Raw genomic sequence first — 23,049 nt, 5'->3', positions numbered from 1 at the left:
TATTAGTGGATCAGACCAGATGATGCTCCAACATGGGCCCCAGACAAGGCAGAACAATCGGATAAAAACCTGAGATGGCGCAAGAATGCCCTCCCTATGCCGCGGCATACTGGCAGAAATTTGATTAGAAATACCCTGCCGATGCAAAACTTACTACCCCGTTTTTTTCGCTATGTCGCCATCAATACCCAAGCCGATGAACGTTACAAGCGTTGCCCCTCCACACCCGGGCAAAAAAAGTTGGCGGAACTCTTGGCCGATGAGTTGAGGGAATTGGGACTCTGTGAGGTGGTGTTGGATGATAAGGGCTACCTGACCGCTCACTTGCCGAGTAACAGCCCAGACTCGGTACCCGCTATTGGCTTCATCGCCCATATGGATACTGCCCCCGACTTCAGCGGCCGGCATGTTCAGCCACAACTGGTCGAATGCTATCAGGGAGGCGACATAGCCCTGGGCCAAGGGCAGGAGGTGTTAAGCCCCTTTGAATTTCCCTCCCTGCGCCAATATCTGGGACAGGATCTCATCACCACAGATGGCACCACCCTGCTGGGCGCTGACGATAAAGCCGGGATTGCCGCCATCATAACGGCCATCGAACACCTGCTTGCTCACCCCGAGATCGGCCATGGTGACATCTATCTAGGCTTCACCCCGGATGAGGAGATTGGCCGCGGTGCCGATCACTTTCCCCTTGACCGTTTCCCGGCCCAGTGGGCCTATACAGTCGATGGCGGGGAACTAGGCGAGCTGGAGTATGAAAACTTCAACGCCGCCACCGCCATAGTGCGCATACAGGGCAACAGTGTTCACCCAGGCACAGCCAAGGGCATCATGGTCAATAGTCAGACCCTGGCTGCTCGTTTTCACAGCCAGATGCCAACCGGCGAAACGCCAGAAACCACCGCAGGGTATGAGGGTTTTTACCACCTCATCGGCATGCAAGGCTCGGTAGAGGAGTCCCTGCTCACCTACATAATCCGCGACTTCTCAGCCGAGGGCTTCGCCGCGCGCCAGCGTTTCTTGTTAGATAGGGTCAATGACTGGAATCAGCAACTTGATCAGCCCCGTTTTAGCATCGCCATCAAGGAGAGCTATCGCAACATGCGGGAACAGGTGGAACCCCACCAGCACATCATAGCGATAGCCAGGCAAGCCATGCAGGAGGTCGATGTGATGGCCAAGATCAAACCCATTCGCGGTGGTACGGATGGGGCCCGCCTCTCTTTCATGGGCTTGCCCTGTCCCAACCTATTCACCGGCGGCCACAACTTTCATGGCAAGTATGAATACCTGCCTGTCCCCTCGCTGGAAAAATCGGTAGCGACTCTGGTGGCCATAGCCCGCCTCACCGTCACACACTCGTCACGCAACTGACAAGCCTCTGTCACCCAGAGTGGCCAAGCTGATCTCCAGGTCCTCTGGAGATCATGCGTATGTTCAGTGTCGAAGCCCTGCTCAGTGAATATTTGCCACAGCAACCCCAGTTTGGCTGGCTTAAGGCCCTGCTGCGTCGTCTCTTGTATGAGCATGACTTTCAACAATTTGCTCACCAATATCCCCATCTCAACGGATTGGATTTTGTGGAGCAGGTGCTGGACTATTTTTCCTTCGCCTGTGATGTAGCCGATACCGAGCTGGAAAACATCCCCAGCCGAGGCCCCGTGATCTTGGTGGCCAATCACCCTATTGGCACCTTGGATGGCATGGCGTTGCTGCGCGTTATCGCCAAGGTGCGACCCGATGTCAAAATCGTCGCCAACCAGTTGCTAAGTGCGGTGCAGCCGCTGCACAACCTGCTGATCCCGGTGGATAACCTGGGCGCTCGCACCTCACGCCAGCAGATTGAAACCATGCGCGCCCATCTGGATGGCGGGGGCGCCATGATCATCTTCCCGGCCGGAGAAGTCTCACGCCTGCGGCCGAGTGGTGTTCGAGATGGACGCTGGAGCAGTGGCTTTCTGCGCCTGGCCGCGCGCAGCCGCGCCCCCATAGTCCCCCTCTATATTCGCGGCCGTAATTCCCCGCTCTTCTACTTCACCTCCATGCTCTACAAACCCTTGGCCACCCTGTTGCTGATCCGCGAGATGTTTGCTCACCGCAGCGGGCGGATCCGGCTGCGGATCGGCGCCCGCATTCCCTATGCCTCCTGGGCCGAGCGCAAACTCCCGATAGAGCAGCTGGCCCACCAGTTCCGCCAGCATGTCTACCGGCTGGCACGGGGTAAACCTGGGCTGTTCAAATCAGAAGCGCCCATAGCCCTGCCCGAAGAACGCGCCATGCTCAAACGCGCCATGGAAGAGTGTGAATTGCTAGGCCATACCCCGGATGGCAAGGCCATCCATCTCTATCGGCGTCAGGGACAGGGCCATACCCCCATTTTGCGTGAGCTGGGACGCCTGCGGGAGATCGCCTTCCGGGCCGTAGGAGAAGGCTCCGGATTGCGTCGGGACTTGGATAAATTCGACGATGACTATTTTCATCTGCTGCTGTGGGATCCCAAGGAGCTAGAGATAGTCGGCGCCTACCGTTTCATACCCACAGGCCTGCAACTACAAGAGAAGGGAGCAGCCGGGCTCTACACTCATACCCTGTTTGATTTTGATGCCAGAATGGATGAAGTGTTAAGCCAAGGTATAGAGTTGGGCCGCAGTTTCATCCAACCCGCCTATTGGGGCCGTCGTAGCCTGGATTACCTCTGGCAGGGGATAGGCGCCTTTTTGGCCAAACACCCCCAGTACCGCTACCTGTTTGGCCCTGTCTCTATCTCGGCCGGACTGCCGTTGCCAGCACGGGACCTGCTCATCGCCTTTTACCGCCTCTACTTCCCAGCCAGCAATGCCATGGCCCACTCCCGCCGCCCCTATCCGGCCTCCCTGCCCCAGGTGCTACAACAGTTCAGCGGCAACGATTATCAAGCAGACCTGACTCGCCTGAAGGGGCTGCTGGACAATCTGGGCTGCGCCATCCCGACCCTGTATAAGCAGTACTCCGAACTATGTGCCGCGGGCGGTGTGCAATTCCTCGACTTTGGCACCGATCCCGCCTTTGGCGACTGTATCGATGGGCTGGTACTGGTCGATCTGTCACAACTCAAGCCGCAGAAGTACCAACGCTATATCGCCATCCATGCCTCACAACCCGCGGCCGCTTAATTGCAGCTGCTCATGACAAAGGGGGCCACAAGGCCCCCTTTGTCATCAATATCATCCTACTACCGCACCAGGATTGGTTCAGGCTCGTTGCAAGAACTCCTGGCGAGTCGCCGGATTGCTCTTGAATACCCCACCCAAGGCCGTCGTGGTGGTCACACTGGAGGCATCCATCACCCCTCGCGCCTTGACACAATAGTGGGTCGCACTAATGGTAATGGCCACATCCTCGGTGGCCAGCAACGCCTGCAATGCCACCAGGATCTGCTGGGTCAATCGCTCCTGGACCTGAGGTCGCTTGGCAAAAAACTGGACAATACGATTGATCTTGGAGAGGCCAATCACCTTCTGCCGAGGCACATAGGCTATGGTAGCCAGGCCATCTATGGTGACGAAATGGTGCTCACAGGTACTGGTCATGATGATATCGCTCACCTTGACCATCTCATCGACCCCCATCTTGTTTTCGATGACGGTGATCTTCGGAAACTGGGCATAATCCAATCCCGAAAAAATCTCATCCACATACATCTTGGCGATACGCTGTGGTGTCTCGGCCAGACTGTCGTCACTCATATCCAAGCCCAGCACCGCCATGATCTCACTCATGTGCTGTTCAATGCGCACTTTCTTTTCGCCAGCAGACAATCCATTGGCCTGGCGCGGGGTCTCGAGGCCACGAGCCTCTAGGGCCGAGCGAACCAAGATGGCTTCTTTGCTCAAGCTAGACATTACTTCCTCTCTCTCACCATCCAGGATGGCAAATCATATCATCTTTCTGGCCCAGGAAAAAAACCAACTGAGCAGACGGCCAGCAACTGCGAGCCAGCGCAGTATAACAAGTATGCAACTCACGCGTTACGGAGCCACAACATCTCAGCGTCGATTATGCCAGTTCGGCTATAGCTCTACCTATTGTAACCGTGTTGCATTTGCATCCTGCGAATATGCTTTTGCATTTTGCGACGTTAATTTCGCAAAACGCATATATCATTCTCATCTGGATAACCCACGCACAGCGGGAACCCCTGCCATTGATGGATTCTTAAAGGAATGAAAAGTTGGCACGTAAATTTCATATATATAAATGTAAACCAGTTTTATCCCGTGCTCTCTTCAGCGACAGCTGAAGTTTGGTCAACCTCGAGTTGACCATTTTTTTTGCCTAAATAAAGCCAACAGCTCCTGTTGCAGCACCTTGGCGGTAACTGGTTTACTCACCACCCCCAACATACCGGCCTCCCGACAGGCACATTGATCCGCTTCGCTGGCATTAGCGGTCAGCGCCAGGATGGGCAAATCAGGCCACTCCCCTTTGAGGTGGCGGCTTGCCGTCAAACCATCCATCACCGGCATGCGCAGATCCATCAACACCAGGTCGGGCATGCTGTGGGCCACAGCAGCCAGCGCCTTACGGCCATTGTCAGCCAGGGTGACACTGTGCCCCAGCTTCTCCAGCATCATCTTGATCACTTGCTGATTAACCGGGCTATCCTCAACCAGCAGTATCTTCAACCCAGATAGTGCGGCGGGTGGCTCTGCCGCCACGACCGGTTTACTCCGGCGCTCAGCCAACTGACAGGGAATACGAAACCAGAAGCGACTGCCTTCTCCCAGGACACTCTCCACGCCTATCTCGCCGCCCATCAGTTCAACCAATCGACGACTAATGGCCAAGCCCAGACCAGTCCCGCCAAAACGTCGGGTCATAGAGGGGTCAATTTGCCGAAAGGGAACAAACAGCTCATCACACAGTTCCGGGGGAATGCCAATACCGGTATCAATGATCTCAAACAGTAGCTGCTCTCCCTCCCGGGTGATACGTAAGCACACCCGACCGGCATCGGTAAACTTGATGGCATTGCCCAGCAGGTTGAACAAGATCTGGGTCAAGCGCAGGGGATCCCCCACCAAGCGCAAAGGCAAGTCAGAAGCCAGATCCGCATGCAAGGCGATCTGTTTGCCACGCGCCCGCTCATCCAACTGGGTGATGACCGAGTTGATGACGAACAGAAACTCAAATGGGATGCTTTCCAGGCGCATCTCCCGCGAATCGATGCGGGAAATATCCAGGACATCATGCAGCAGCGCCTGCAGCAGTGCAGCCGAATGGCTGACATGCTGGATAAGGCCTCGCTGCTCATGGCTGAGCGGGCTCTGCTCCAACAACTCCAGCATGCCCAGAATAGCCTGCATGGGCGTCTGGATCTCATGCGTCATCACCGCCAGAAATTCTGACTTGGCGCGATTGGCGGCGTCCGCCTGCTCCTTGGCATGCAGCAGTTCACGGTTGCGCATCACCTGCTGGGTGATCTCATTGACTGTACCCCGGTAACCGAGGAACCGCCCCTGCTCATCAAAGCTGGGATCGGCATTGATCGCCAACCAACGGCTAGCACCCTCAAAAAACACTTCGAAGCGGAAATTGCGGATCACCCTATGGGCCTGCAGACAAGCATCATAGCGCTGCCACTTCTCCTTATCTGCCCGCTCGGCAGGAGTGATGTAATCAGTAAAACGCTGGCCAGCCACTCGACTCATCAGCGCGGACTTGAAGGTATCGCCCTCCAATTCATCGGCAAACTGGATGAATCTGTGTTCGCTGTCGGTAAGCCAGAACCAATCGCTGGCCATCTGGGCAAATTGGCGAAATAGTGCCTGGGAGCGATAGAGCGCCTGGGTCCGCGCCTCCACCAACTGCTCCAGATGTGAACGATAACTGACATTGAGCAGAGCCTGATCCATCAGCGGACGGTAACGCTCCAGCAAACTCTTGGCATCAAGATCCAGACGATGCCGCCCAGAGTGGCAACAGAGCAGCAACATACGGCTTTGTGCCAGACTCAAAGAGATGAGCAGGGCACTACCCGCCATACGCTGCACATCGGGATGGCACTGGGCAAATTCAATGGTTGATGTGGGTTCAAACAGCGCTACCGTCTCTCCCGCCAGGACTCGAGAAAAGAGGCTATCCAGAGGCCAGATCTGCTCCTTGAGCAGCGGATGACTCGCTACCGCGCAGTGAAAGTACTCCTGGCCCTCCTCCGCCACCAGTATGGCGGCGTGTTCAAAGCCGATCAGTGGCCGCAGTATTGTGATGAGGGTGTCAAACAACGCCTCCATACTCTGGGCTCGGGTGAGCAGCGCCATCCCCTTGAGCAGCCAGCCATTCTCATACTCAAGTCTGGCCTCCTGCTCACGACTGCGCGCCAACTCAAGCCGGGCTTCACGCAGTTGCATGGCAAGATCCGCCACCTCCTGCTCACCATGATTCATTCCTTGACCCTCAACTGGTAAAAGCATACGGTCGAGATCATCAGATTACCGTGGGCATTTTCCCCTCCAGTAAAGCGCCCTTGCTCACCGAAGGTAAAGGGAGCAATGAAGGGAATCCCGCCTAATCCATCGCGCAACGACTCGACGACCTGTCCCATGGCTGGGCCAATCGCCAACATGCAGCCAGCACAAAAAATATTGAGCGCACCGATAGCGTGACTCAGCGTCAGCGCCCTGTGATCACGTGGGGTCAAATCCGAGGAGCGCACGGCTCGGCTGAGCAGATCCGCCTCGTTACCTTGCATCAGGATCACCTCTTCCCCCTCCTGGATCTCGGTAAACAATCGCAGCCCACGGCGTGCTGTCACCGACTCGGGATGGGATAGCTTGTAATAAGGAACCCCCGCCAGCACCCCCACCTCCCGAGCCAAAGGGAACAGGGTGGTCTGATCCATAATGGACTCGCCATCTCGAGCATGCGCGATCGCCCCTTGAGTCCACTCGTTATACACATCGGCCGCCGCCACCCCGTCAATTTCCAACAACTCGCGCCCCTGTGCCTTGGTAACCAGGCCATGACGCTCGGCAGGCATATAGGCAGAATGAAACGCACAGGCAATCTGACAATTAGGATAAAAGAGCGTCACCGCCACACCGCTGGTCAAGGCGCCATCCTGCGTTAGCAGATGCCAACGCCCCGCTGCACTATTGTCAGCGGCACTGCCACCCACTATCGGCACTGAACCACCTAAACGGTGCTGGATGCCCCTGATCACGGACTCCTCAATACCAGGGCTGGCGTGTAACCAGACAAGCGCGGGCAACTCACCAGGGCGCCGACTCCGAGCCATAGCCAAGTCTACCGCCGCGATCGCCATGGACTCATTAGACGCGCCATCCTGCCCGCTGCAAGCGACGCCCGCACTACCATAGGCGCCGAACTCATCGCACAACGCCCAAGCCGCCAAAGCCCAACCTTGCGCAGAATGGTAACCCGCCTCAGTCATGATCCCCTGGCACGAGCTGCACCCCATGATCTGACTAGCAGGGAATGCACGGCGTACGCAGGCCAGCAATTGGGCCACATCATGCTGCTCAGTAAAATAGAGTAACAACACCTGAGGGGCAGCGGGTAGAGCTTGTTGTAACGTCGCCACCAACTCGGCGATAGCATCTTGGGTATTCACCGCTAACGAAAATGCCGTTGCTATCTTCAACCTTTGCTCCTAATTCAAGCCGAGCGCACAAGTCAGCCTCACGCATCTGGGCAGTGGCCCGATTATATGATTAGCTCACGGCTAATACGAAACATCGATCAATCGAGCCAGGATGCTATGCCGCAAAAAATTACCGACTTTAAGCACATAGTCGCCTTGGGGGGTGGCCACGGACTGGGCCGACTGCTCTCTGCACTACAATTTATGGAACATCGACTGACCGGGATAGTGGCAACCAGTGACAATGGGGGCTCCTCCGGCCGCTTGCGCCGCAACGAGGAGTGCATCGCCTGGGGCGATCTGCGCAACTGTATCAATCAGTTGGTCACGACACCCAGTATAGGTAGCCGTCTGTTTGAGTACCGTTACGAGGGGGAAGGCGAGCTGGCCGGCCATAACTTGGGCAATCTGATCCTGCTGGCGCTGGACAAAATGTCCGTTCGTCCGCTGCAGGCCATCAACCTCATTCGCAACATGCTGAAAGTCAAAAGCCATATTCTACCCATGTCAGAGACGCCCACCGATCTATTGGCCTTTGGCGGCTGTGGCACCCCACTCTTCGGCGAAACCAGCATAGATGCCTGGCATCAACTGCCTGCCAGTCTGGTATTGAGTCCTGAGGTTCGCGCCACACCCGAATCGCTGCAGGCCATAGCCGAAGCAGACCTGCTATTGCTTGGCCCAGGTAGTTTTCTGACCAGCCTGCTGCCTCCCCTGCTGATCCGGGAGCTGGCCCAAGCCCTGGGCGCCAGCTCGGCGCCGCTGATCTTCATCAGCAATCTGGTTCACGAGCAAGGACCCAGTGGTCAACTGACCCTGGCCGAACAACTGGCATGGATTGGCAACCTGGTGGGCAGAACACCCGATGGCGTCTTGACCGAAACCGCCGTAGAGCTACCAGATACCCTGGTCTACTCAGTCCCACTGGCGGAAAGCGGATGCCGTGGTCGGCACGATCGCGAAAAATTGGTGCGGGCACTGGAAAGCCTCTGCCAGCAGATGTGCCTGCAAAGGCAGCCCCTGCAGACACAGTGCGGGTAACGGACTCAGGGATCAAGCGTGCTAAGGGTTGGCCACCCGCTGCTGCAACTCAGCCGAACTAGCGGGCAGGCTCAGCAACAGGTCACTGACCCCTTGTCGTATCGCCGGCCAATCCAATTGGCGGCATGCTAACTCCAGAGCCAGAGCCTGCTCATGGCAAACCAAGGCACCATAGGTGGCACAGACCGACTTCAAGGTATGGGCCAGCAGCAAGAGCGCTTCGGCGTTTTCATTGGCCAACGCCGCACTCAAGGCGCGCAGATTGACTTCACCATCTTCGACGAAGATCGCGACCAGATCTGGCAATAACTCCTCACCCGTATCACGTCCCAGCTGAGTCAGAACCTCTTGCGCAATCCACGCCATGCAGCCTCTCCTTGTGAGCCACCCCAGGCTTCACTCCTTGCGCTAAACCTTACGCCGAGTATCCCTGAGTTTGCCAACCCTGAAGCTTGCGATACAGGGTCGAGGGACTGACTTGCAGGCTCTTGGCGGCCATGGGGATATTGCCACCACATGCAGCAATTGCCTGCAGAATAGCCTCTCTTTCCACCTCAGCCAAGGGGCGGATTGCTCGGCTTGTGATCACGGGCTGCACCCGCGGCGTCGCGGCAGTCACCACCTGGGTTGTGGCCAGCAAAAAATGGGGCAGCATGGTCAACTGCACCTCCACCCCTTCATTCAAAACCACTATCTGCCGGATGACGTTCTGCAATTGACGAATGTTGCCTGGCCAAGCGTATTCAAAGATCACCCGCCGAACCGACTCCGAAAAACGGGTAAACTGCTTATTTTCCTCCTCGGCATAATCGAGCAATAACTTTTCGGCAATGCGTAAGACATCATCCCCCCGCTCTCGCAGAGGGGGCAAATGCACCGGGATCACATGCAAACGGTAGTATAAGTCCTCGCGAAATCGCCCCTGCCGCACCTCAATCAAGGGATCCCGGTTGGTGGCACAGACAATTCGTACATCCACCCGCTCCATGGTCGAGCCACCCACCTTCTGAAAACATCCCGTTTGCAAAAAACGCAGCAATTTGCTCTGGAGTTCCAACTCCATTTCACAGACTTCATCCATGAACAGGGTGCCACCATCGGCTCGCCCTGCCGCCCCGGTACGTTCACTAACCGCCCCGGTAAAGGCCCCCTTCACATGGCCGAAGATCTCGCTCTCCATCAAATCCTTGGGGATGGCCGCACAGTTGAGAGCCACAAACTCCCCCTGTTTACGCCCACTCAAGCGATGAATCGCCTCGGCACACACCTCTTTACCGGTACCACTCTCCCCGGTAATAAAGATCGTGGCCCGCGAGGATGCCGCCGTTTCAATGGTGCGATAAATTTCTTGCATGGCCAGCGAAGCGCCAACAAAGCCTTCGAAACGTTCACGCTGAAATTCGGTACGATAGCGACTCACCAACATGTTCAGTTGGCGAAATTGCAGGGTGTTGCGCAGGGTCACTTTCAAACGTTCGGCATCAACCGGTTTGGCAATAAAGTCATGAGCCCCTAGGCGCATGGCATCGACCACCTTATCAACCGAGCCATGGGCCGTCATGACTATGGTGCTGATCCCCAGCTGGGATTGATGCACATGCTTCAAGATATCCATGCCACACATATCAGGCAGATGCAGATCCAACAACAGGATATCGGGAGGGTTACTCTGGCATTGAGCCAAGGCATCCTGACCACTGGCCACACAGATCAATTCGAAAGGTTCATTTTTGAGATAGGCCCGATAGACTGCACTCAAGGGTGCCGAATCTTCAACCATCAAGACTCTAGTGATCTGCAACTTCTTCTCTCCCTAAGCGTTCGCGCTAGGGTACCCCTCCCTCAGCCATTGGGCAATGAGGCAGCAATCAGAGAGGTCTCCCTTTCTTTTTTTCCTATCGCAGACAATGCTTATTCCAGAGCTGCTCATCCACTCGGCCTTCATCTACCTCAGGAGTAGACCATGCACTTACAGCTGGAACAACGCATTCAGTTGAGCCTGCTATTGCTGATGTTATTGCCGATTGGAGGCTATCATGCCCTCGGTCTGCTCTTCCCTACCCAAACAGAGCAGACGCTGCAACAAGCCGCCAGTGTGTACCAGAGTCAGTTCGAGCTAGGCTTGCTGCATAGCGTATTACAGGCCAAACGCACCTCGACGCTACCGGCCGGGATTGAGCACTCTTGGCTCAAGCAGAAACAGAGTGAGAGTAGGTTCAACTGTGGAGGCAGTGCCGGGCAATACACAATCCAGCAACCTGGCACCCAACCCCAGCTCTATTTCTGTCTCGCCGATGACAACAATAAGCTACATCTCTATGCATTTAATCTGGCTTACCAGCTGAAACAACTGCTCACAGCTGACAGCCAAAGAGTGCACCTGCTCTTGGTCAAGAATGGACTCATCTCCGGATTTACCAAGGAAAATGGCCACATCTCCCCTTTTCAAGAGCATCTGCCTCCCCCCCTGCTGGCCGCCCTGAAGACTAACCATAACAGTCTGAATTACGGTGGCCAGGAGTATGCGTGGTGGCGTGGCGACAGTGGTTTGACACTGCTGGTTTCCCAGCACATGGCGCCAGACACCGGGATTATATTCCGAGGGATAACCCTGCTAGGTATCACTCTACTGCTCAGTTGGCTGCTCGCTCGCGGCCTGAACAACTGGCTGCGCCACCAAGTAAACTACTTGGCCCAAGCCTCGGCTCAGGTAGCCTTGGGTAATTTCTCCATTCGTCTGCCCTCCCCTGTTAACAATCAGCTCCGGCTTATCAATCTGGCCTTCAATCGAATGCTGGATGAGATCCAACAACAGAAACTAACGTTAGAGAGACAAAATATCGAGCTGCAGCGGCGTAATGAACAACTGGATCAGGCCGTGGATGGACTGCAAACCTTACGGAATGAGCAATTCGAAACCGCCCGCCACACTATGTTGGCTCCCGAACTCACCGTCTTACGCCACGGGCTCAAGGCCCCCTTGAGTAAACTGAAAACGGCCATCGATGAGCTACAAAAAACCCAAACAGTCATGGAGGGCCATTTGGGGCGCAGCGCCATGGATCGTATCGAACTCAGAAACCATAGCCTGCAGTGCGGTGACCTGTTACGGCAGGCTCACAACCAGGTAACACAAGCCATCACCATGGTTGATGCCATTCAGCAACAGGATCGCAGCCTGGATATGGGTGAGAAATCCCACTTCCTTGTGGCCCCCCTGCTGCAGGCATGTACGCAGGAGATAAAACCCACACTGGCACAACTTGGCCACCAACTCTACCTGCGCTGTCCGCCGGATCTCACCCTCTACAGCTATCCCAATGCCCTCCAGCAGATCATCAACAACTTGCTGAGCAACTCCCTGCACCATGCCTTCAGGGAAGGCCAGCTCGGTGAAATAGTGATCACAGTGAAGGCCACGGCGCACGAAATTCAACTCAGCTATCGCGACAATGGCCGAGGCATAGCCCCGAGCGAACGAGATAAGATATTCCAGCCCTTTTACACCACAGGGCAGGAGCAGGGCGGAACCGGACTCGGACTCTATCTGGTCAAACAGCTGGTGGTGCTGTTACTGGGGGGTGACATAGTTTGTCAGGAGAGCGCTCAACCCGGTGCGGCGTTTTTGATCCGAATTCCTAATCCTAGCTTGCCCAGCGAGACGAACTAAATCGCCATAGCTTAAACCGGGTTATCCAAGTCCAAGAAACTGACCTCCAACCCATGTTCCGCCACCAACCACTCCCCTAGGGCTTTGACCCCATAGCGTTCGGTGGCATGGTGGCCCGCCGCGTAGAAATGGATCCCCATCTCTCTGGCCACATGAATGGTCTGCTCCGAGGCCTCACCGGTAAAAAAGGCATCGATCCCCTGCTCGGCGGCTAAATTGATATAGCCTTGCCCCCCCCCACTGCACCAAGCCACTGTCTTGATCAGCGCCGATCCCCCATCACCACAATGCAACGGCTGACGTTGCAAGCACGACGCCAGACGAGCCGCGAATTCGGCGCCGCTGACGGGCTCGCGTAACTGGCCGACCAAGGCCAGGCTGCGGGAGTTGTCGGTTTCCAGGGGGCGCAACACCTGAATATCCAGCAAGCGCGCCAACTGGGCGTTGTTGCCTAGTTGAGGGTGAGCATCCAGAGGCAAGTGGTAGGCATACAGGTTCACATCATGCTTGAGTAGAGCTTGCAGGCGACGCTTCTTCATGCCGCGGATAGCCGCTGGCTCATTCCCCCAGAAGTAACCATGGTGGACTAAAATGGCATCGGCTTCCTGGGCAATGGCCGCATCCAGTAACGCCTGGCTGGCCGTCACCCCGGTGACCAAACGTCGCACCTCCCGGCGCCCCTCTACCTGCAAGCCGTTGGGGGCATAATCCTTGAAGAGTTGCGGCTCCAGCAACTGATTTAGTGCGCTCTCCAGTAGCAGATGATCCATCTTGCGCCTCCTGACACTTGGTTGTTAGTGGTGCTTTCGTTACCTAAGAAGATGAAAAAGAGGTGACCAGCACCTCTTCATGTTGTTTCACTTCAACCGCCTGCCTGTCAACCCAATGGGCTATAGGCCACCACTTTGGCTGCCGTCCCGCCAATCTGACTCACTTTGGGTACCAGACTATCCATCTTGGCTCGGGAAACATCCGGCCCCACGGTTACCCGATACAGGGTGGTGCTACCGTTGCGAACCGAACTCACGTTGGCGGCCATGCCACCCGCCCGCAACTTGCCTACCAATACGCGCGCATTATCGTTGCTGGAGAAAACCCCAGCCTGGATAACCCAGGCGCTGCCACTGCTGGTGCTCAACGGCTTGGCCGTAGTCACAGGTTTAGGCTCGGCAACAGTAGCAGTTTGCGCGCTACGTCCAGACTCTGCGGCGACGACCTCGGCAAACGACTTGATCTGACCGGCCTGCAGCGGCTTACTGGTCGGCTGAGTCGCCGCAATCGGCTTTTCCGTACTCGCTTTACTCTCTGCACTCTTGGGTTTAACCGCAGCCGTTTGCGGTTGGCTGGCTTTACTTGTGACAGCGGTACTCTGGCTGGCACTATCCGTGGTCACTGTCGCAGCCACCTCATCCACCGCCCACTGTTCGCCTTGACCAGCACTGACCACCACGCCCTCTGGCGCGGCTTGTGCCGTTACAACGGCACCGCTAGCACCCACGGCAACCGCCGCACTGGTCGAGGCCACGACCACAGAGCCCAGGGCACCAGACACCGGAGGCTGAGCGGATCCGGCTTGGGGCCGTAGCGGCACGCTGGCAACCGGCTCTCTGGTGTCGATCCGCTTGCCCTTGAGTAGATCAGGAATAAAAATGACACCCAATGACACCAGGATCACTGTGCCGATCAGACGGTTCTGAAATTGTGAAGCCAAAATAGCTACTCCCTAAACTGGTTCTTTCCATTCTTCAGCCAACACACCGGCCACGGTGTAAAAAGAGCCAAATACTATAATCATATCTTCCGGCTTCGCCTCGCTCAGCAGGGCTCGATAAGCCGCCGCGACCGAAGAGTAACCCCGGGATGGTGCCATCAACTCCGATGCCAGGTCGCTGGCTTTAGCCGCCCGCGGCCCCTCCAGATCGGCCAACCACCACTCATCAATCAGCGGAGCCAGCTCGGCCAGGGTATGTTTGATATCCTTGTCTTTGAGCATGCCACACAGCGCCAAGCGCCGACCGGAGCAGGGTTGGCGCAACAGCTGCTGCGCCAGATAGTGGGCCGAATGCGGATTATGTGCCACATCGATAAGCAGCTGTGGCTGAGCGCGCAGACACTGCAAGCGTCCGGCCAGACGTGCCTGTTGCAAGCCAACGCGAATAGCCTCGAGCGATAAGGGCAAACTCAGCTGGCTACAGACGGCCAACGCCGTGACCGCATTATCCAATGGCAAGTTTGGATAGGGCAAGCCATCCCACTCACGACCTAAGCCATAAAACGCCCAACAGCTTGGCTGCTCGCGCCGCCCGAAATCCCGTCCCACCTGATAGAAGCGGGCACCGAGCGATTGGGCGGTAGCCTCCAGCGTTAACGGTGGCTCGGGCTCACCTGAGATGGCCGGTTTCTCCTGGCGGTAAATGCCTGCCTTCTCGGTGGCAATGGCCTCACGGGTATCCCCCAACCAATCGCAGTGGTCCAGAGCTATGGTGGTCACCACAGCCACATCGGACTCAACCAAGTTAGTTGCATCCAAACGCCCCCCTAATCCGACCTCTAACAGCACCAGATCCGGGGCGGCCTCACGGAATAACCAGAGCGCCGCCAGGGTACCGAATTCGAAAAAGGTGAGCGACACCTCCTGCCGCGCCACGTCGACCGCGCTAAAGGCTCGGCACAACGCCTCATCACTGACGTTCAGCCCATCGAGACGTACCCGCTCGTTGTAAGTCAGCAGGTGCGGCGAAGAGTAGACGCCCACCCGATAGCCAGCCGCACTATAGATGGCCTCCAGCAAGGCGCAGGTCGTGCCCTTGCCATTGGTGCCACCCACGGTAACCACTCGGCTCGGCAGAGTGCGCAAACCGAGGCGATCGGCCACTATGCCCACTCGCTGTAGCCCCAGATCCATGACCTGGGGATGGATCTGCTCTAAATAACAAAGCCAGTCGGCAAGCGACTGGCTTTGAGGGATCATAGCCTGAGCCATATCACTCCTCGACCACTGTGACCTGCATCAGCTTGGCCACTATGCAGGCCAAGCGATCACGCATCTCACGGCGATCAATGATCAGGTCGATGGCGCCCTTCTCCAGCAGGAACTCCGAGCGTTGGAAACCTTCTGGCAGCTTTTCCCGCACCGTCTGCTCGATGACGCGAGGACCAGCAAAGCCGATCAGCGCCTTGGGCTCACCCACATTGATATCACCCAGCATGGCCAGACTGGCCGACACACCACCCATGGTCGGATCGGTGAGCACCGAAATATAGGGTAGGCCCGCCGCACTCAGACGCTCCAGGGCCGCACTGGTCTTGGCCATCTGCATCAGGGAAAACAGCGCTTCTTGCATACGCGCACCACCTGAGGTGGAAAAGCAGATGAGACCACGTCGCTCTTTGAGACACTCATCGACCGCCCGGACAAAGCGAGCCCCCACCACCGAGGCCATGGAGCCCCCCATGAACGCAAACTCGAAGGCACAGGCCACCACGGGTACACCTTTGACCGTCCCCTTGATCACCACCAGAGCATCTTTTTCATCTGTCTCTTTCTGGGCGGCAACGATCCGATCTTTGTACTTTTTTGAATCCCTAAACTTCAGGATATCCTGAGGCTCGAGTTCGGCCCCCAGCTCCATGCGATTATCGAGATCCAGAAAACGGGCCAGACGCTCACGGGCCCCAATCCGCATATGATGGCTGCATTTGGGGCAGACATGCAGATTGCGCTCCAATTCAGCGCGATATAGTACCTGCTCACAGCCCCCGCACTTGGTCCACACTCCTTCAGGAATGTTGTGACGACGGGAGTTATCGCTTTTCGGAAGAATTTTCTCAAGCCAGCTCATGAAATACCTTATTTCATCGTTCAGCATTACCTCGCGGGCTATGGGGCTGACAGGCAGCAACCGCAGGCGAGGCGCACATGACCGAACATTTAATCATAAATAGGGTTGGTTGTTTACAGAAAACTGGTCGTACCCGGTGCATTATCGGGTAACCACAAGGGCCCCAGGGGTAACGAGGGCAAGTCAAAATGGTCTGGATAGGTCACATCCACCAGATACAGCCCCCCGGCCTTGGCCGTCGCCCCTGCCAGTTCGCGATCCCGGGCCACAAGCAATTGTTCAATCCAGGACTCGGGTTGATTACCCATCCCCACCTCCAGCAAGCTGCCGGTAATGTTGCGCACCATGTGATGTAAAAAGGCATTGGCACGAATATCCAGGATCACATAAGGCCCCTGCCGCGATACCGCTAGGTGCGTAATGTTACGCCATGGCGTCTTGGACTGGCACTGCATGGCACGAAAGGAGGTAAAGTCATGCTCCCCCAGCAGACACTGGCCTGCACTGTGCATAAGCTGCGCATCAATTTCACCATGGTAGTGACTCAGGCCGCCTGCCAAGATAGCCGGACGCAGATTAGCATTGAGTATGACATAGCGATAACGGCGCGCTGTGGCGGAGAAACGGGCATGAAACTCATCGCTGACCGGCTTAGCCCAACGCACGGCGATATCCGGCGGTAAATTCGAATTGACCCCTAGGGTCCAGGCCGCCAACTTGCGTTCAGCCTGGGTGTCAAAATGGATCACCTGACCGGTGGCGTGGACGCCCGCATCAGTGCGTCCCGCGCACTGGATCTCCACCGGATGATTGGCTATCTGCGACAGCGCCCGCTCCAGCTCGGCCTGGACACTGTTCACTTCCCGTTGTCGTTGCCAGCCAAAATAGCGACTGCCGTCATACTCGATCCCTAAGGCAATACGCATGAAGCTCCCTCAAACAACCATGATAGGTCGGCGATTATACGGAATGTACAGATAAAAAAAAGCGGTGGCCCAGGCCACCGCAGTTGGATAAGAGTGCGCCACTAGACCAGGCGTTTTAGCAGACGCTCCGCCTCAACTTTCTGCTCGCCGCTACCCTCAGCCAGGACTTCATTCAACAAGTCGATGGCACTGGGTTTATCGTCGATCTCCAGATAAGCCCGGGCCAGATCGAGCTTGGCGCCAATGCCGCCATCAGCATCCACATCCACACCCTGTTGACCGGGTAAGACTTCCGGAAACTCATCCAAACCCACATCAAAACTCAAGCCCTGATAGGGTTCATCTTTATCGGCAGAGGCCTCCGCCTCGGCTAACAACTCATCAATGCCTTTAAAGCCCGTGGTGGCAACCGCCACCTGCTCCTTGGTCTGCAGCGCGTCATCAGCCTCTTGGCTAACCGGCAGGTCCAGGGCCAGCTCATCTTCGTTGTACCAATTGGCAGCAGGCGCTTCCTCATGCTCAGGCACCAGCAATTCAGCCATGTGCTGACTCAGCACCTGCTCTTCCTCACTGGGGAGCTCAGCTGTGGGGAGGATCCGCTCAGGTTCAGCCCCAGCGTCGACAAGCATGGGCTCAGAGGCCGAGGTGGCTTCAGCAGGAGCGAGAAACTCTGCCGCATCATGCTCCTCTACACTGTTGAACAGGGCCTCCAACTCATCATTGGAGAGATTGACACTCTCCCTCGGCTGGAAGTCATCGGCCACTGGCATGAGCTCAGGCTGTTCAGGTTCCTCAGGCCAACTGCTGCTGTCGGTCACCTGCGGCTGACTCTCCTGCAGGCTGACACCCAGCTCAGCCAGGAAATCATCCTCATCCAGGCCATTCGCAGAGGCGTTACCCCCGACCTGAGAGTCAGTCGCCAGATCCAGGTCCCGTTCATTCAGCCCCAGATCGGCACTGTCCACCTCCGGCACCAACTGCGGATCGGCTGTATTTCCCCAACCACTGGCCTTGCCAATACGATTCCCTGGCTCACTACCTTCTGGTTGACTCAGGTCCACGTCTGGCAGTTCGAAAGAGGGCTCGGTACGCTCTCCCAGCACAATTTCCGGCTGCGGCTGGAGCGTTTCATCTTTTTGCTCCAGATCCGGCAGATCACCCAGCACCACCATATCCGCGGCCATCAAATGGTCGAAATGGCTATCGTCGTCAGCCAACATATCCGCCGAACCGCTCTCCTCTTCCTGACGGTTGGCCATCTCTCGCTTAGCCTTAGCTCGCAATAAGAGACTGACCAACGCCAAAATCAACAGAATAGGTAGGGTGATGAGCAATCCTAGGTTGATAGGATTAGCGAACAGCTGGCTAAAGAAACTCTCCTCTTTATCCGGCCCGGCAGCCGCGACAGGCTTAGCTTCCGCGGTAACCTCTGGGGTTGTAGCTACCTCGCTAGACACGGCCGTGGAAACCACCTGAGGCTCAGCCGTCGGCGTGGCGGGGATGCTAGCCCCTCGCGCATTAGCCTGCTGGGCCAACAGCGACTTGATCTCATCCAACTGCTTGCTCAGTTGTTCAACCTGAGTATGCAGTTGCTGGTTGGACATATTGAGCGCAGCAATCTCCGATTGATACTGCACCTGCCATTGGGCTTGCCCCTGGGTATTCAGCGCCGTCGTCTCGGCCTGTGATGCCCCTACGTCCGCCCCACCGTCTGCGACCAACGCACTCACAGAGGCATCCACGGCGGAACTGGCATTTGCTGGCTGGCTAGGAATGGTCAGCTTGCTGCTGATCATCTCGGTTGTGGCAGGCTCAGCCGCCGAAGGAGCATGGATCGCCACCTCGGCCACAGGCTCTGCCGCACTGATACCTGGTTTGTCCGGTGTCAACTTCACCACTGGCTTGGGAGCCGGCGTGGTGGAGACTTCACTCGCCGCAGCCGATTCTCTCTTAGGAGAGAGCTTGACCACCCTTTGGCTACTGGCAGTAGCTACGGGTAGAGCCGTTAAACTCATCTTGCCCTGCCGCAGCAGGGTTTGGGCCTCGGCCTCACTCTCGGTCTGGATCTGGGCCTGAGCGGGAATAGCCAACCTGACGCCGCGATAGAGGCCATTCAGACGGCCGCCGGCAAAAGCGGAGGGATTACTGCGATAGATGGCCAGCATGGTTTGATGCACGCTAACACTACGGCTGGGGCGCATTCGCTCGGCAATAGACCAAAGTGTGTCTGCCGCCTTGACCGGGCCATAACTACGGATGGATTCACCTTCGGCTTGCGCCACCGCAAACGGTTGTGGCGTCGGCTCAACACCACGCTGACGCTCAATATTCGCTTTCGGCGCACGCATGGGCGCGGTCTGGGTCACGGGTTTAGGCTTGGGGGCAAGCAGAGGCGAGGGCGCTGCATCCGGGCCCTTGATTTCGGTATAGAACTCATCAAGCTGATCCGCCGCCTGCAAAGGCACCGCCAGATGAAGGGAAAGAGTAACAGCGAGAGCCAGACGGGAAATGTGGAGTCCCATAATCGTTCCTTCGTGAGAGGCCTACCGGTCAAGCGGAGAAGGCAGGGGAAATTCTTCCCCCACTATAAAACAGTCCAAGCGGCCATGCCAGTTGCAGCCACAGGCACGAAGTCTAGGAAAAAACTGATTTAATTGATATTTCCGTATGCAAAGCGGGCCGCTGAATGCGGCCCGTGTCACATCACAGATAGTCGCGTATGAGCTCTTCGGCAATTTGCAGACAGTTAAGTGCTCCGCCTTTGCGCAGGTTGTCGGTCACCAGGCAAAAATCCACGCCCTGGGGGTGTGTCACATCCTGACGCAGGCGGGAAAGATAGACCTCGCTGTGCCCCGCGCCATGAGTGACCGGCGTCAGCAATTCATCTTCGCACAAGGCGATCCCTGGGGCATCAGCCAAGAGCCGACGCAACTCCTCCAGCTCACAACCATGTTGTGTTTCCAGATGGACCACCTGACTGTGACCATAGAAGACAGGTACCCGGACACAGGTGGCATTGACCCGAATGCGGTCATCACCCAGCAGGCGTTGTGTCTCCTGCTCCAAACGCGCCTCCTCCAGGGTGTAACCGCTCTGGGTGACGTCATCAATCTGGGGCAGCAGATTGAACGCGATCTGGGCCGGATAGGTCTGGTTTTCGGCAGGACGACCATTGAGCAGACTGGCTGTCTGTCTGGCCAGCTCCTGGATCCCCTCCTTGCCTGAGCCGGAGACCGACTGCAAGCTGACCAGATTGACCCGAGCAATCCCCACCTCATCGTGAATAGGCTTAAGTGCCATCAGTAATTGGGTCACAATACAGGTGGGGCTGGCCACTATATTTCGTTCTTTGACATTGACCAAGGCCTCCCGATTCACCTCGGGAATCACCAGGGGCACCGAATAATCGTCACGGAAGAAGAGGCTGTTATCGATGACCAGACAGCCGGCATCTACCGCCGCCTGATAGCACTGCTCAGTAGCGGCTGAGCCTGCCATGAAGAAGGCTAACTGCACCTGGCTCCAGTCAAACTCATCCGCCAATTTAACACCCAACGTCTTGCCGCCGAAACGGACACTCTCCAGCTCCCCTTCGGCCATCACCAGCGGATAGAGCGAGCCAACAGGAAATTCGCGCTCTTCCAATAACTCCAACAGGGTTTCACCGCCTAATCCATCTACACCGAGAATGGCGATATCGTAGCGCTGACTCATTGCTTATTTTCCTCATTGCCGCACCTGACACTCAGGCGCAATTAGCTAGTTTGATCGAATCCCAGCGCCGCTAGGCGTGAGTCACTGCAACCTGTTACCTGCAAAGATGACCACTCCCGCCGCTCGGGATAGGCTTTGCGCATAGCATCAAAACTGGCCGCTCCCTGATAGTGCAACCGGAAACGAGCATCATCCCGGCGCACATCATAGACCAGATGCACCAACTGCTTGATCACCTCAGGTGTCAAAGCGTCTTGTAAATGCACGCGATTGACTGTCGCGGCTGGCAATAGATCCTGCCAACGCTTCTCTATGGGTAACTTGGCAAACTGGCAGTACGCCTGATAGAGCAAGTAGGTTCCCATGATCTTACCCTCCAGGCTGTAACCCGCAATATGCTGGGTCGCAAGCTCGGTATAGGGGATAAGCTCCTGCAATATATCCGGCTCATGCTCCCATACATCCATCACCAGATGCAGGGGGGCGCCCCCCTGCTGTCGCAAGAGCAGGGCAAAATTATCCCACACCTCACCACGGGAGGCATTGATGAGGAACTGGCCCGCAGGCAAGGCGGCAATGCGCTCAGCATCCAGCAGATGATAGGTAGGATGCGCCCCCGCCTGACTCAGGGGCACGTGGAAGGAGACGAAATCACAACCGAGTGCTACCTCGTAAGACACAAAAGCGCGGGGATCGCCGGCCTGCTCCAGAGGCGGATCGCACAGGCAGATCTGTAACCCGAGCACTTGCGCCTTCTGTGCCAGCGCCGTCCCGGTATTACCCGCCCCTATGATGCCAAGCGTCATACCCGCCAAGGAGAGTTGATAGCGCTCGGCCAGCACCAGCAGAGAGCTGATGACGTACTCAGCAACCCCTACCTTGTTGCAACCAGGCGCCGAGCTAAAAGCGATGCCAAGCTCGGCCAGCAACGCCTGATCAATGTGATCGGTTCCAATGGTGGCGGTACCCACAAATTTCAGCTGCTGGTTGTGAGCCAGCAAGGCGCTATTAACTTTAGTGACCGAGCGCACCAGTAATACATCCGCCTCAGCCACCTGCTCGGCTGTCATCAGCCGCCCGGGCAGACGAACTATCTCCCCTAGCCCGGTAAACAAGGCATCGGCTACCGGCATATTTTCATCAATGATGATCCGCATTCTCTCTCCCTTGCTCCGTCATAACCCTATTGCTCCCATTGTAGCGCTAAGCTGGCAGCAGCGGCAGCGCTCATCGCCCAGCAAGTCAGACGCCACTTATTTATCCCGCCAGACCCATCGCCACGTCCCCCGGTGCGGGCCGCCATTGACGACAAAACGCCAGAAAGGTCTGAAGAGTCGGGTGCAAATATTTGTCCTGATGAACGGCTAGCCGCAGATAACGACGCATGGCGGGTTCGAGATTTAACACGGCCACCCGCCCTTCACTCACGGCACTGGTGATAGCCAGCTTAGAGATGAAACAGAGACCGAGCCCACACGCTACTGAATTAAGCAGGGATTCGGTGGTATTGAGCTCCATGACCAGGCGCCAATCCTGCAGGTGAGAGCCGATAAGACGGTGAAACTGCTCTCGACTACCGGAGCCGAGCTCGCGAAGTAACCAGCGCTCGCCTTCCAGATCGGCCATAGTCAATCGAGCTCTACTGGCTAAGGGATGGGAAGGGGCCGCAATTACCTGCAACGCATCCTCCATCCACTCAAATTGATGCACGCCTTCCGGCGACAGCTCCCCCTCCACCAGCACCAGATCCAGGCAAAAATCCTGCAGACCCGCCGCCAATGCCCGGGTGTTATCGATCTGCACGCGAAACTCGGTCGCCGGATGTTGCCGCAGAAAGTCGGCCATCAGCTGCGGCAGCAAATAATTCCCTACCGTATGACTAGCCCCCAATCGCAACTGGCCACTGGCGCGCTCCTCACGCTGAAATAAGCCCTGGATGCCATCCAGTCGCTGTAACAGCTCGTCGCCCAGGGGCAATAGCTGACGCCCCTGGGTATTGAGCTGCAAGCGATTACGCACCCGCTCGAACAGTCGGCAATCGAGCTGGCGCTCCAGCTCTTGTAACGACATACTCACCGCCGCCTTGCTGATACATAGCTGAGCAGCGGCATCAGCCAGATTACCCGTCTGTGCCAGCACCACGAAAACACGCAACTGCTTGAAGGTAACATTCATAATCGTTCAGCTTTACTTAAACCATAGTTAAATATA

The 23,049-nt window shown here is 56.6% G+C and carries 18 protein-coding genes; 4 read left to right on the top strand and 14 right to left on the bottom strand.

What is annotated here, in order from left to right:
- Positions 1–141: 141 nt before the first annotated feature.
- Together pepT and olsF are read left to right on the top strand one after the other, a co-directional pair.
- A complete protein-coding gene (pepT, locus tag ACZYTD_RS11500; RefSeq protein WP_463892161.1) occupies positions 142–1,377 on the top strand; it encodes a peptidase T in 1,236 nt (411 codons plus the stop codon).
- Positions 1,378–1,436: 59 nt separating this feature from the next.
- Complete coding sequence (gene olsF / locus ACZYTD_RS11495) at positions 1,437–3,155, top strand: bifunctional ornithine lipid synthase OlsF (RefSeq protein ID WP_463892289.1); 1,719 nt, start codon at positions 1,437–1,439, stop codon at positions 3,153–3,155.
- 78 nt (positions 3,156–3,233) lie between these two features.
- On the opposite strand, the gene folE is transcribed toward olsF, so the two are convergent.
- The 3 genes from folE to ACZYTD_RS11480 all read right to left on the bottom strand — a co-directional run bounded on the left by folE (position 3,234) and on the right by ACZYTD_RS11480 (position 7,645).
- Complete coding sequence (folE, locus tag ACZYTD_RS11490; protein WP_463892159.1) at positions 3,234–3,884, bottom strand: GTP cyclohydrolase I FolE; 651 nt, start codon at positions 3,882–3,884, stop codon at positions 3,234–3,236.
- Between the two features lie 405 nt (positions 3,885–4,289).
- Positions 4,290–6,428 (bottom strand): ATP-binding protein, encoded by a 2,139-nt coding sequence (locus tag ACZYTD_RS11485; RefSeq protein ID WP_463892158.1) that lies wholly within the window; start codon positions 6,426–6,428, stop codon positions 4,290–4,292.
- Positions 6,425–7,645, bottom strand: coding sequence for an FIST signal transduction protein (locus tag ACZYTD_RS11480; RefSeq protein WP_463892157.1), 1,221 nt, complete (start codon positions 7,643–7,645; stop codon positions 6,425–6,427). The genes ACZYTD_RS11485 and ACZYTD_RS11480 overlap by 4 nt, the downstream gene beginning before the upstream one ends.
- Positions 7,646–7,762: 117 nt before the next feature.
- On the opposite strand from ACZYTD_RS11480, the gene yvcK reads away from it, so the two are divergent.
- On the top strand, positions 7,763–8,686 hold the full coding sequence (yvcK, locus tag ACZYTD_RS11475) for a uridine diphosphate-N-acetylglucosamine-binding protein YvcK (RefSeq protein ID WP_463892156.1): 924 nt from the start codon (positions 7,763–7,765) through the stop codon (positions 8,684–8,686).
- 21 nt (positions 8,687–8,707) lie between these two features.
- Here the strand turns inward: yvcK and ACZYTD_RS11470 are convergent, their stop codons facing one another.
- On the bottom strand, positions 8,708–9,052 hold the full coding sequence (locus ACZYTD_RS11470) for an Hpt domain-containing protein (RefSeq protein WP_463892154.1): 345 nt from the start codon (positions 9,050–9,052) through the stop codon (positions 8,708–8,710).
- A gap of 49 nt (positions 9,053–9,101) precedes the next feature.
- Positions 9,102–10,466 (bottom strand): sigma-54-dependent transcriptional regulator, encoded by a 1,365-nt coding sequence (locus ACZYTD_RS11465; RefSeq protein WP_463892288.1) that lies wholly within the window; start codon positions 10,464–10,466, stop codon positions 9,102–9,104.
- 183 nt (positions 10,467–10,649) lie between these two features.
- Here ACZYTD_RS11465 and ACZYTD_RS11460 point away from each other — a divergent pair, with 183 nt between their 5' ends.
- A complete protein-coding gene (locus tag ACZYTD_RS11460; protein ID WP_463892153.1) occupies positions 10,650–12,356 on the top strand; it encodes a sensor histidine kinase in 1,707 nt (568 codons plus the stop codon).
- 11 nt (positions 12,357–12,367) lie between these two features.
- Here ACZYTD_RS11460 and ACZYTD_RS11455 read toward each other — a convergent pair whose 3' ends face one another.
- The 9 genes from ACZYTD_RS11455 to ACZYTD_RS11415 all read right to left on the bottom strand — a co-directional run bounded on the left by ACZYTD_RS11455 (position 12,368) and on the right by ACZYTD_RS11415 (position 23,013).
- A complete protein-coding gene (locus ACZYTD_RS11455; protein WP_463892151.1) occupies positions 12,368–13,126 on the bottom strand; it encodes a Nif3-like dinuclear metal center hexameric protein in 759 nt (252 codons plus the stop codon).
- 107 nt (positions 13,127–13,233) lie between these two features.
- The gene (locus ACZYTD_RS11450; RefSeq protein WP_463892150.1) at positions 13,234–14,067 is read right to left on the bottom strand and encodes an SPOR domain-containing protein; all 834 of its coding nucleotides are present in this window, start codon (positions 14,065–14,067) and stop codon (positions 13,234–13,236) included.
- Between the two features lie 12 nt (positions 14,068–14,079).
- On the bottom strand, positions 14,080–15,339 hold the full coding sequence (gene folC / locus ACZYTD_RS11445; RefSeq protein ID WP_463892149.1) for a bifunctional tetrahydrofolate synthase/dihydrofolate synthase: 1,260 nt from the start codon (positions 15,337–15,339) through the stop codon (positions 14,080–14,082).
- 1 nt (position 15,340) lies between these two features.
- On the bottom strand, positions 15,341–16,198 hold the full coding sequence (accD, locus tag ACZYTD_RS11440) for an acetyl-CoA carboxylase, carboxyltransferase subunit beta (protein WP_463892147.1): 858 nt from the start codon (positions 16,196–16,198) through the stop codon (positions 15,341–15,343).
- A gap of 113 nt (positions 16,199–16,311) precedes the next feature.
- Positions 16,312–17,124: a tRNA pseudouridine(38-40) synthase TruA gene (gene truA / locus ACZYTD_RS11435; protein WP_463892146.1), complete on the bottom strand. Its 813-nt coding sequence runs from the start codon at positions 17,122–17,124 to the stop codon at positions 16,312–16,314.
- 101 nt (positions 17,125–17,225) lie between these two features.
- Positions 17,226–19,646 carry a FimV/HubP family polar landmark protein gene (locus ACZYTD_RS11430; protein ID WP_463892144.1) on the bottom strand — a complete coding sequence of 807 codons (2,421 nt, stop codon included), beginning with the start codon at positions 19,644–19,646 and terminating at the stop codon, positions 17,226–17,228.
- A 181-nt stretch (positions 19,647–19,827) separates the two neighbouring features.
- A complete protein-coding gene (locus ACZYTD_RS11425) occupies positions 19,828–20,838 on the bottom strand; it encodes an aspartate-semialdehyde dehydrogenase (protein WP_463892143.1) in 1,011 nt (336 codons plus the stop codon).
- 41 nt (positions 20,839–20,879) lie between these two features.
- Positions 20,880–21,995, bottom strand: a complete 1,116-nt coding sequence (locus ACZYTD_RS11420) for a 4-phosphoerythronate dehydrogenase (protein ID WP_463892142.1) — start codon at positions 21,993–21,995, stop codon at positions 20,880–20,882.
- A 100-nt stretch (positions 21,996–22,095) separates the two neighbouring features.
- Positions 22,096–23,013, bottom strand: a complete 918-nt coding sequence (locus tag ACZYTD_RS11415) for a LysR family transcriptional regulator (protein WP_463892141.1) — start codon at positions 23,011–23,013, stop codon at positions 22,096–22,098.
- Positions 23,014–23,049 lie beyond the last annotated feature (36 nt).

The organism is Pseudaeromonas sp. HNCC25DJ180 (assembly GCF_055413345.1).
Note: the sequence above shows the minus strand (reverse complement) of the source record. Positions and strands in the feature narration are given on the sequence as shown.

What these genes read in the sequence shown, in the direction of transcription:
- pepT (WP_463892161.1), top strand. Translation starts at nt 142, where the DNA reads ATGCAAAACTTACTACCCCGTTTTTTTCGCTATGTCGCCATCAATACC.
- olsF (WP_463892289.1), top strand. Translation starts at nt 1,437, where the DNA reads ATGTTCAGTGTCGAAGCCCTGCTCAGTGAATATTTGCCACAGCAACCC.
- folE (WP_463892159.1), bottom strand. Translation starts at nt 3,884, where the DNA reads ATGTCTAGCTTGAGCAAAGAAGCCATCTTGGTTCGCTCGGCCCTAGAG.
- ACZYTD_RS11485 (WP_463892158.1), bottom strand. Translation starts at nt 6,428, where the DNA reads ATGAATCATGGTGAGCAGGAGGTGGCGGATCTTGCCATGCAACTGCGT.
- yvcK (WP_463892156.1), top strand. Translation starts at nt 7,763, where the DNA reads ATGCCGCAAAAAATTACCGACTTTAAGCACATAGTCGCCTTGGGGGGT.
- ACZYTD_RS11470 (WP_463892154.1), bottom strand. Translation starts at nt 9,052, where the DNA reads ATGGCGTGGATTGCGCAAGAGGTTCTGACTCAGCTGGGACGTGATACG.
- ACZYTD_RS11465 (WP_463892288.1), bottom strand. Translation starts at nt 10,466, where the DNA reads ATGGTTGAAGATTCGGCACCCTTGAGTGCAGTCTATCGGGCCTATCTC.
- ACZYTD_RS11460 (WP_463892153.1), top strand. Translation starts at nt 10,650, where the DNA reads ATGCACTTACAGCTGGAACAACGCATTCAGTTGAGCCTGCTATTGCTG.
- ACZYTD_RS11455 (WP_463892151.1), bottom strand. Translation starts at nt 13,126, where the DNA reads ATGGATCATCTGCTACTGGAGAGCGCACTAAATCAGTTGCTGGAGCCG.
- folC (WP_463892149.1), bottom strand. Translation starts at nt 15,339, where the DNA reads ATGGCTCAGGCTATGATCCCTCAAAGCCAGTCGCTTGCCGACTGGCTT.
- accD (WP_463892147.1), bottom strand. Translation starts at nt 16,198, where the DNA reads ATGAGCTGGCTTGAGAAAATTCTTCCGAAAAGCGATAACTCCCGTCGT.
- truA (WP_463892146.1), bottom strand. Translation starts at nt 17,124, where the DNA reads ATGCGTATTGCCTTAGGGATCGAGTATGACGGCAGTCGCTATTTTGGC.
- ACZYTD_RS11430 (WP_463892144.1), bottom strand. Translation starts at nt 19,646, where the DNA reads ATGGGACTCCACATTTCCCGTCTGGCTCTCGCTGTTACTCTTTCCCTT.
- ACZYTD_RS11425 (WP_463892143.1), bottom strand. Translation starts at nt 20,838, where the DNA reads ATGAGTCAGCGCTACGATATCGCCATTCTCGGTGTAGATGGATTAGGC.
- ACZYTD_RS11420 (WP_463892142.1), bottom strand. Translation starts at nt 21,995, where the DNA reads ATGCGGATCATCATTGATGAAAATATGCCGGTAGCCGATGCCTTGTTT.
- ACZYTD_RS11415 (WP_463892141.1), bottom strand. Translation starts at nt 23,013, where the DNA reads ATGAATGTTACCTTCAAGCAGTTGCGTGTTTTCGTGGTGCTGGCACAG.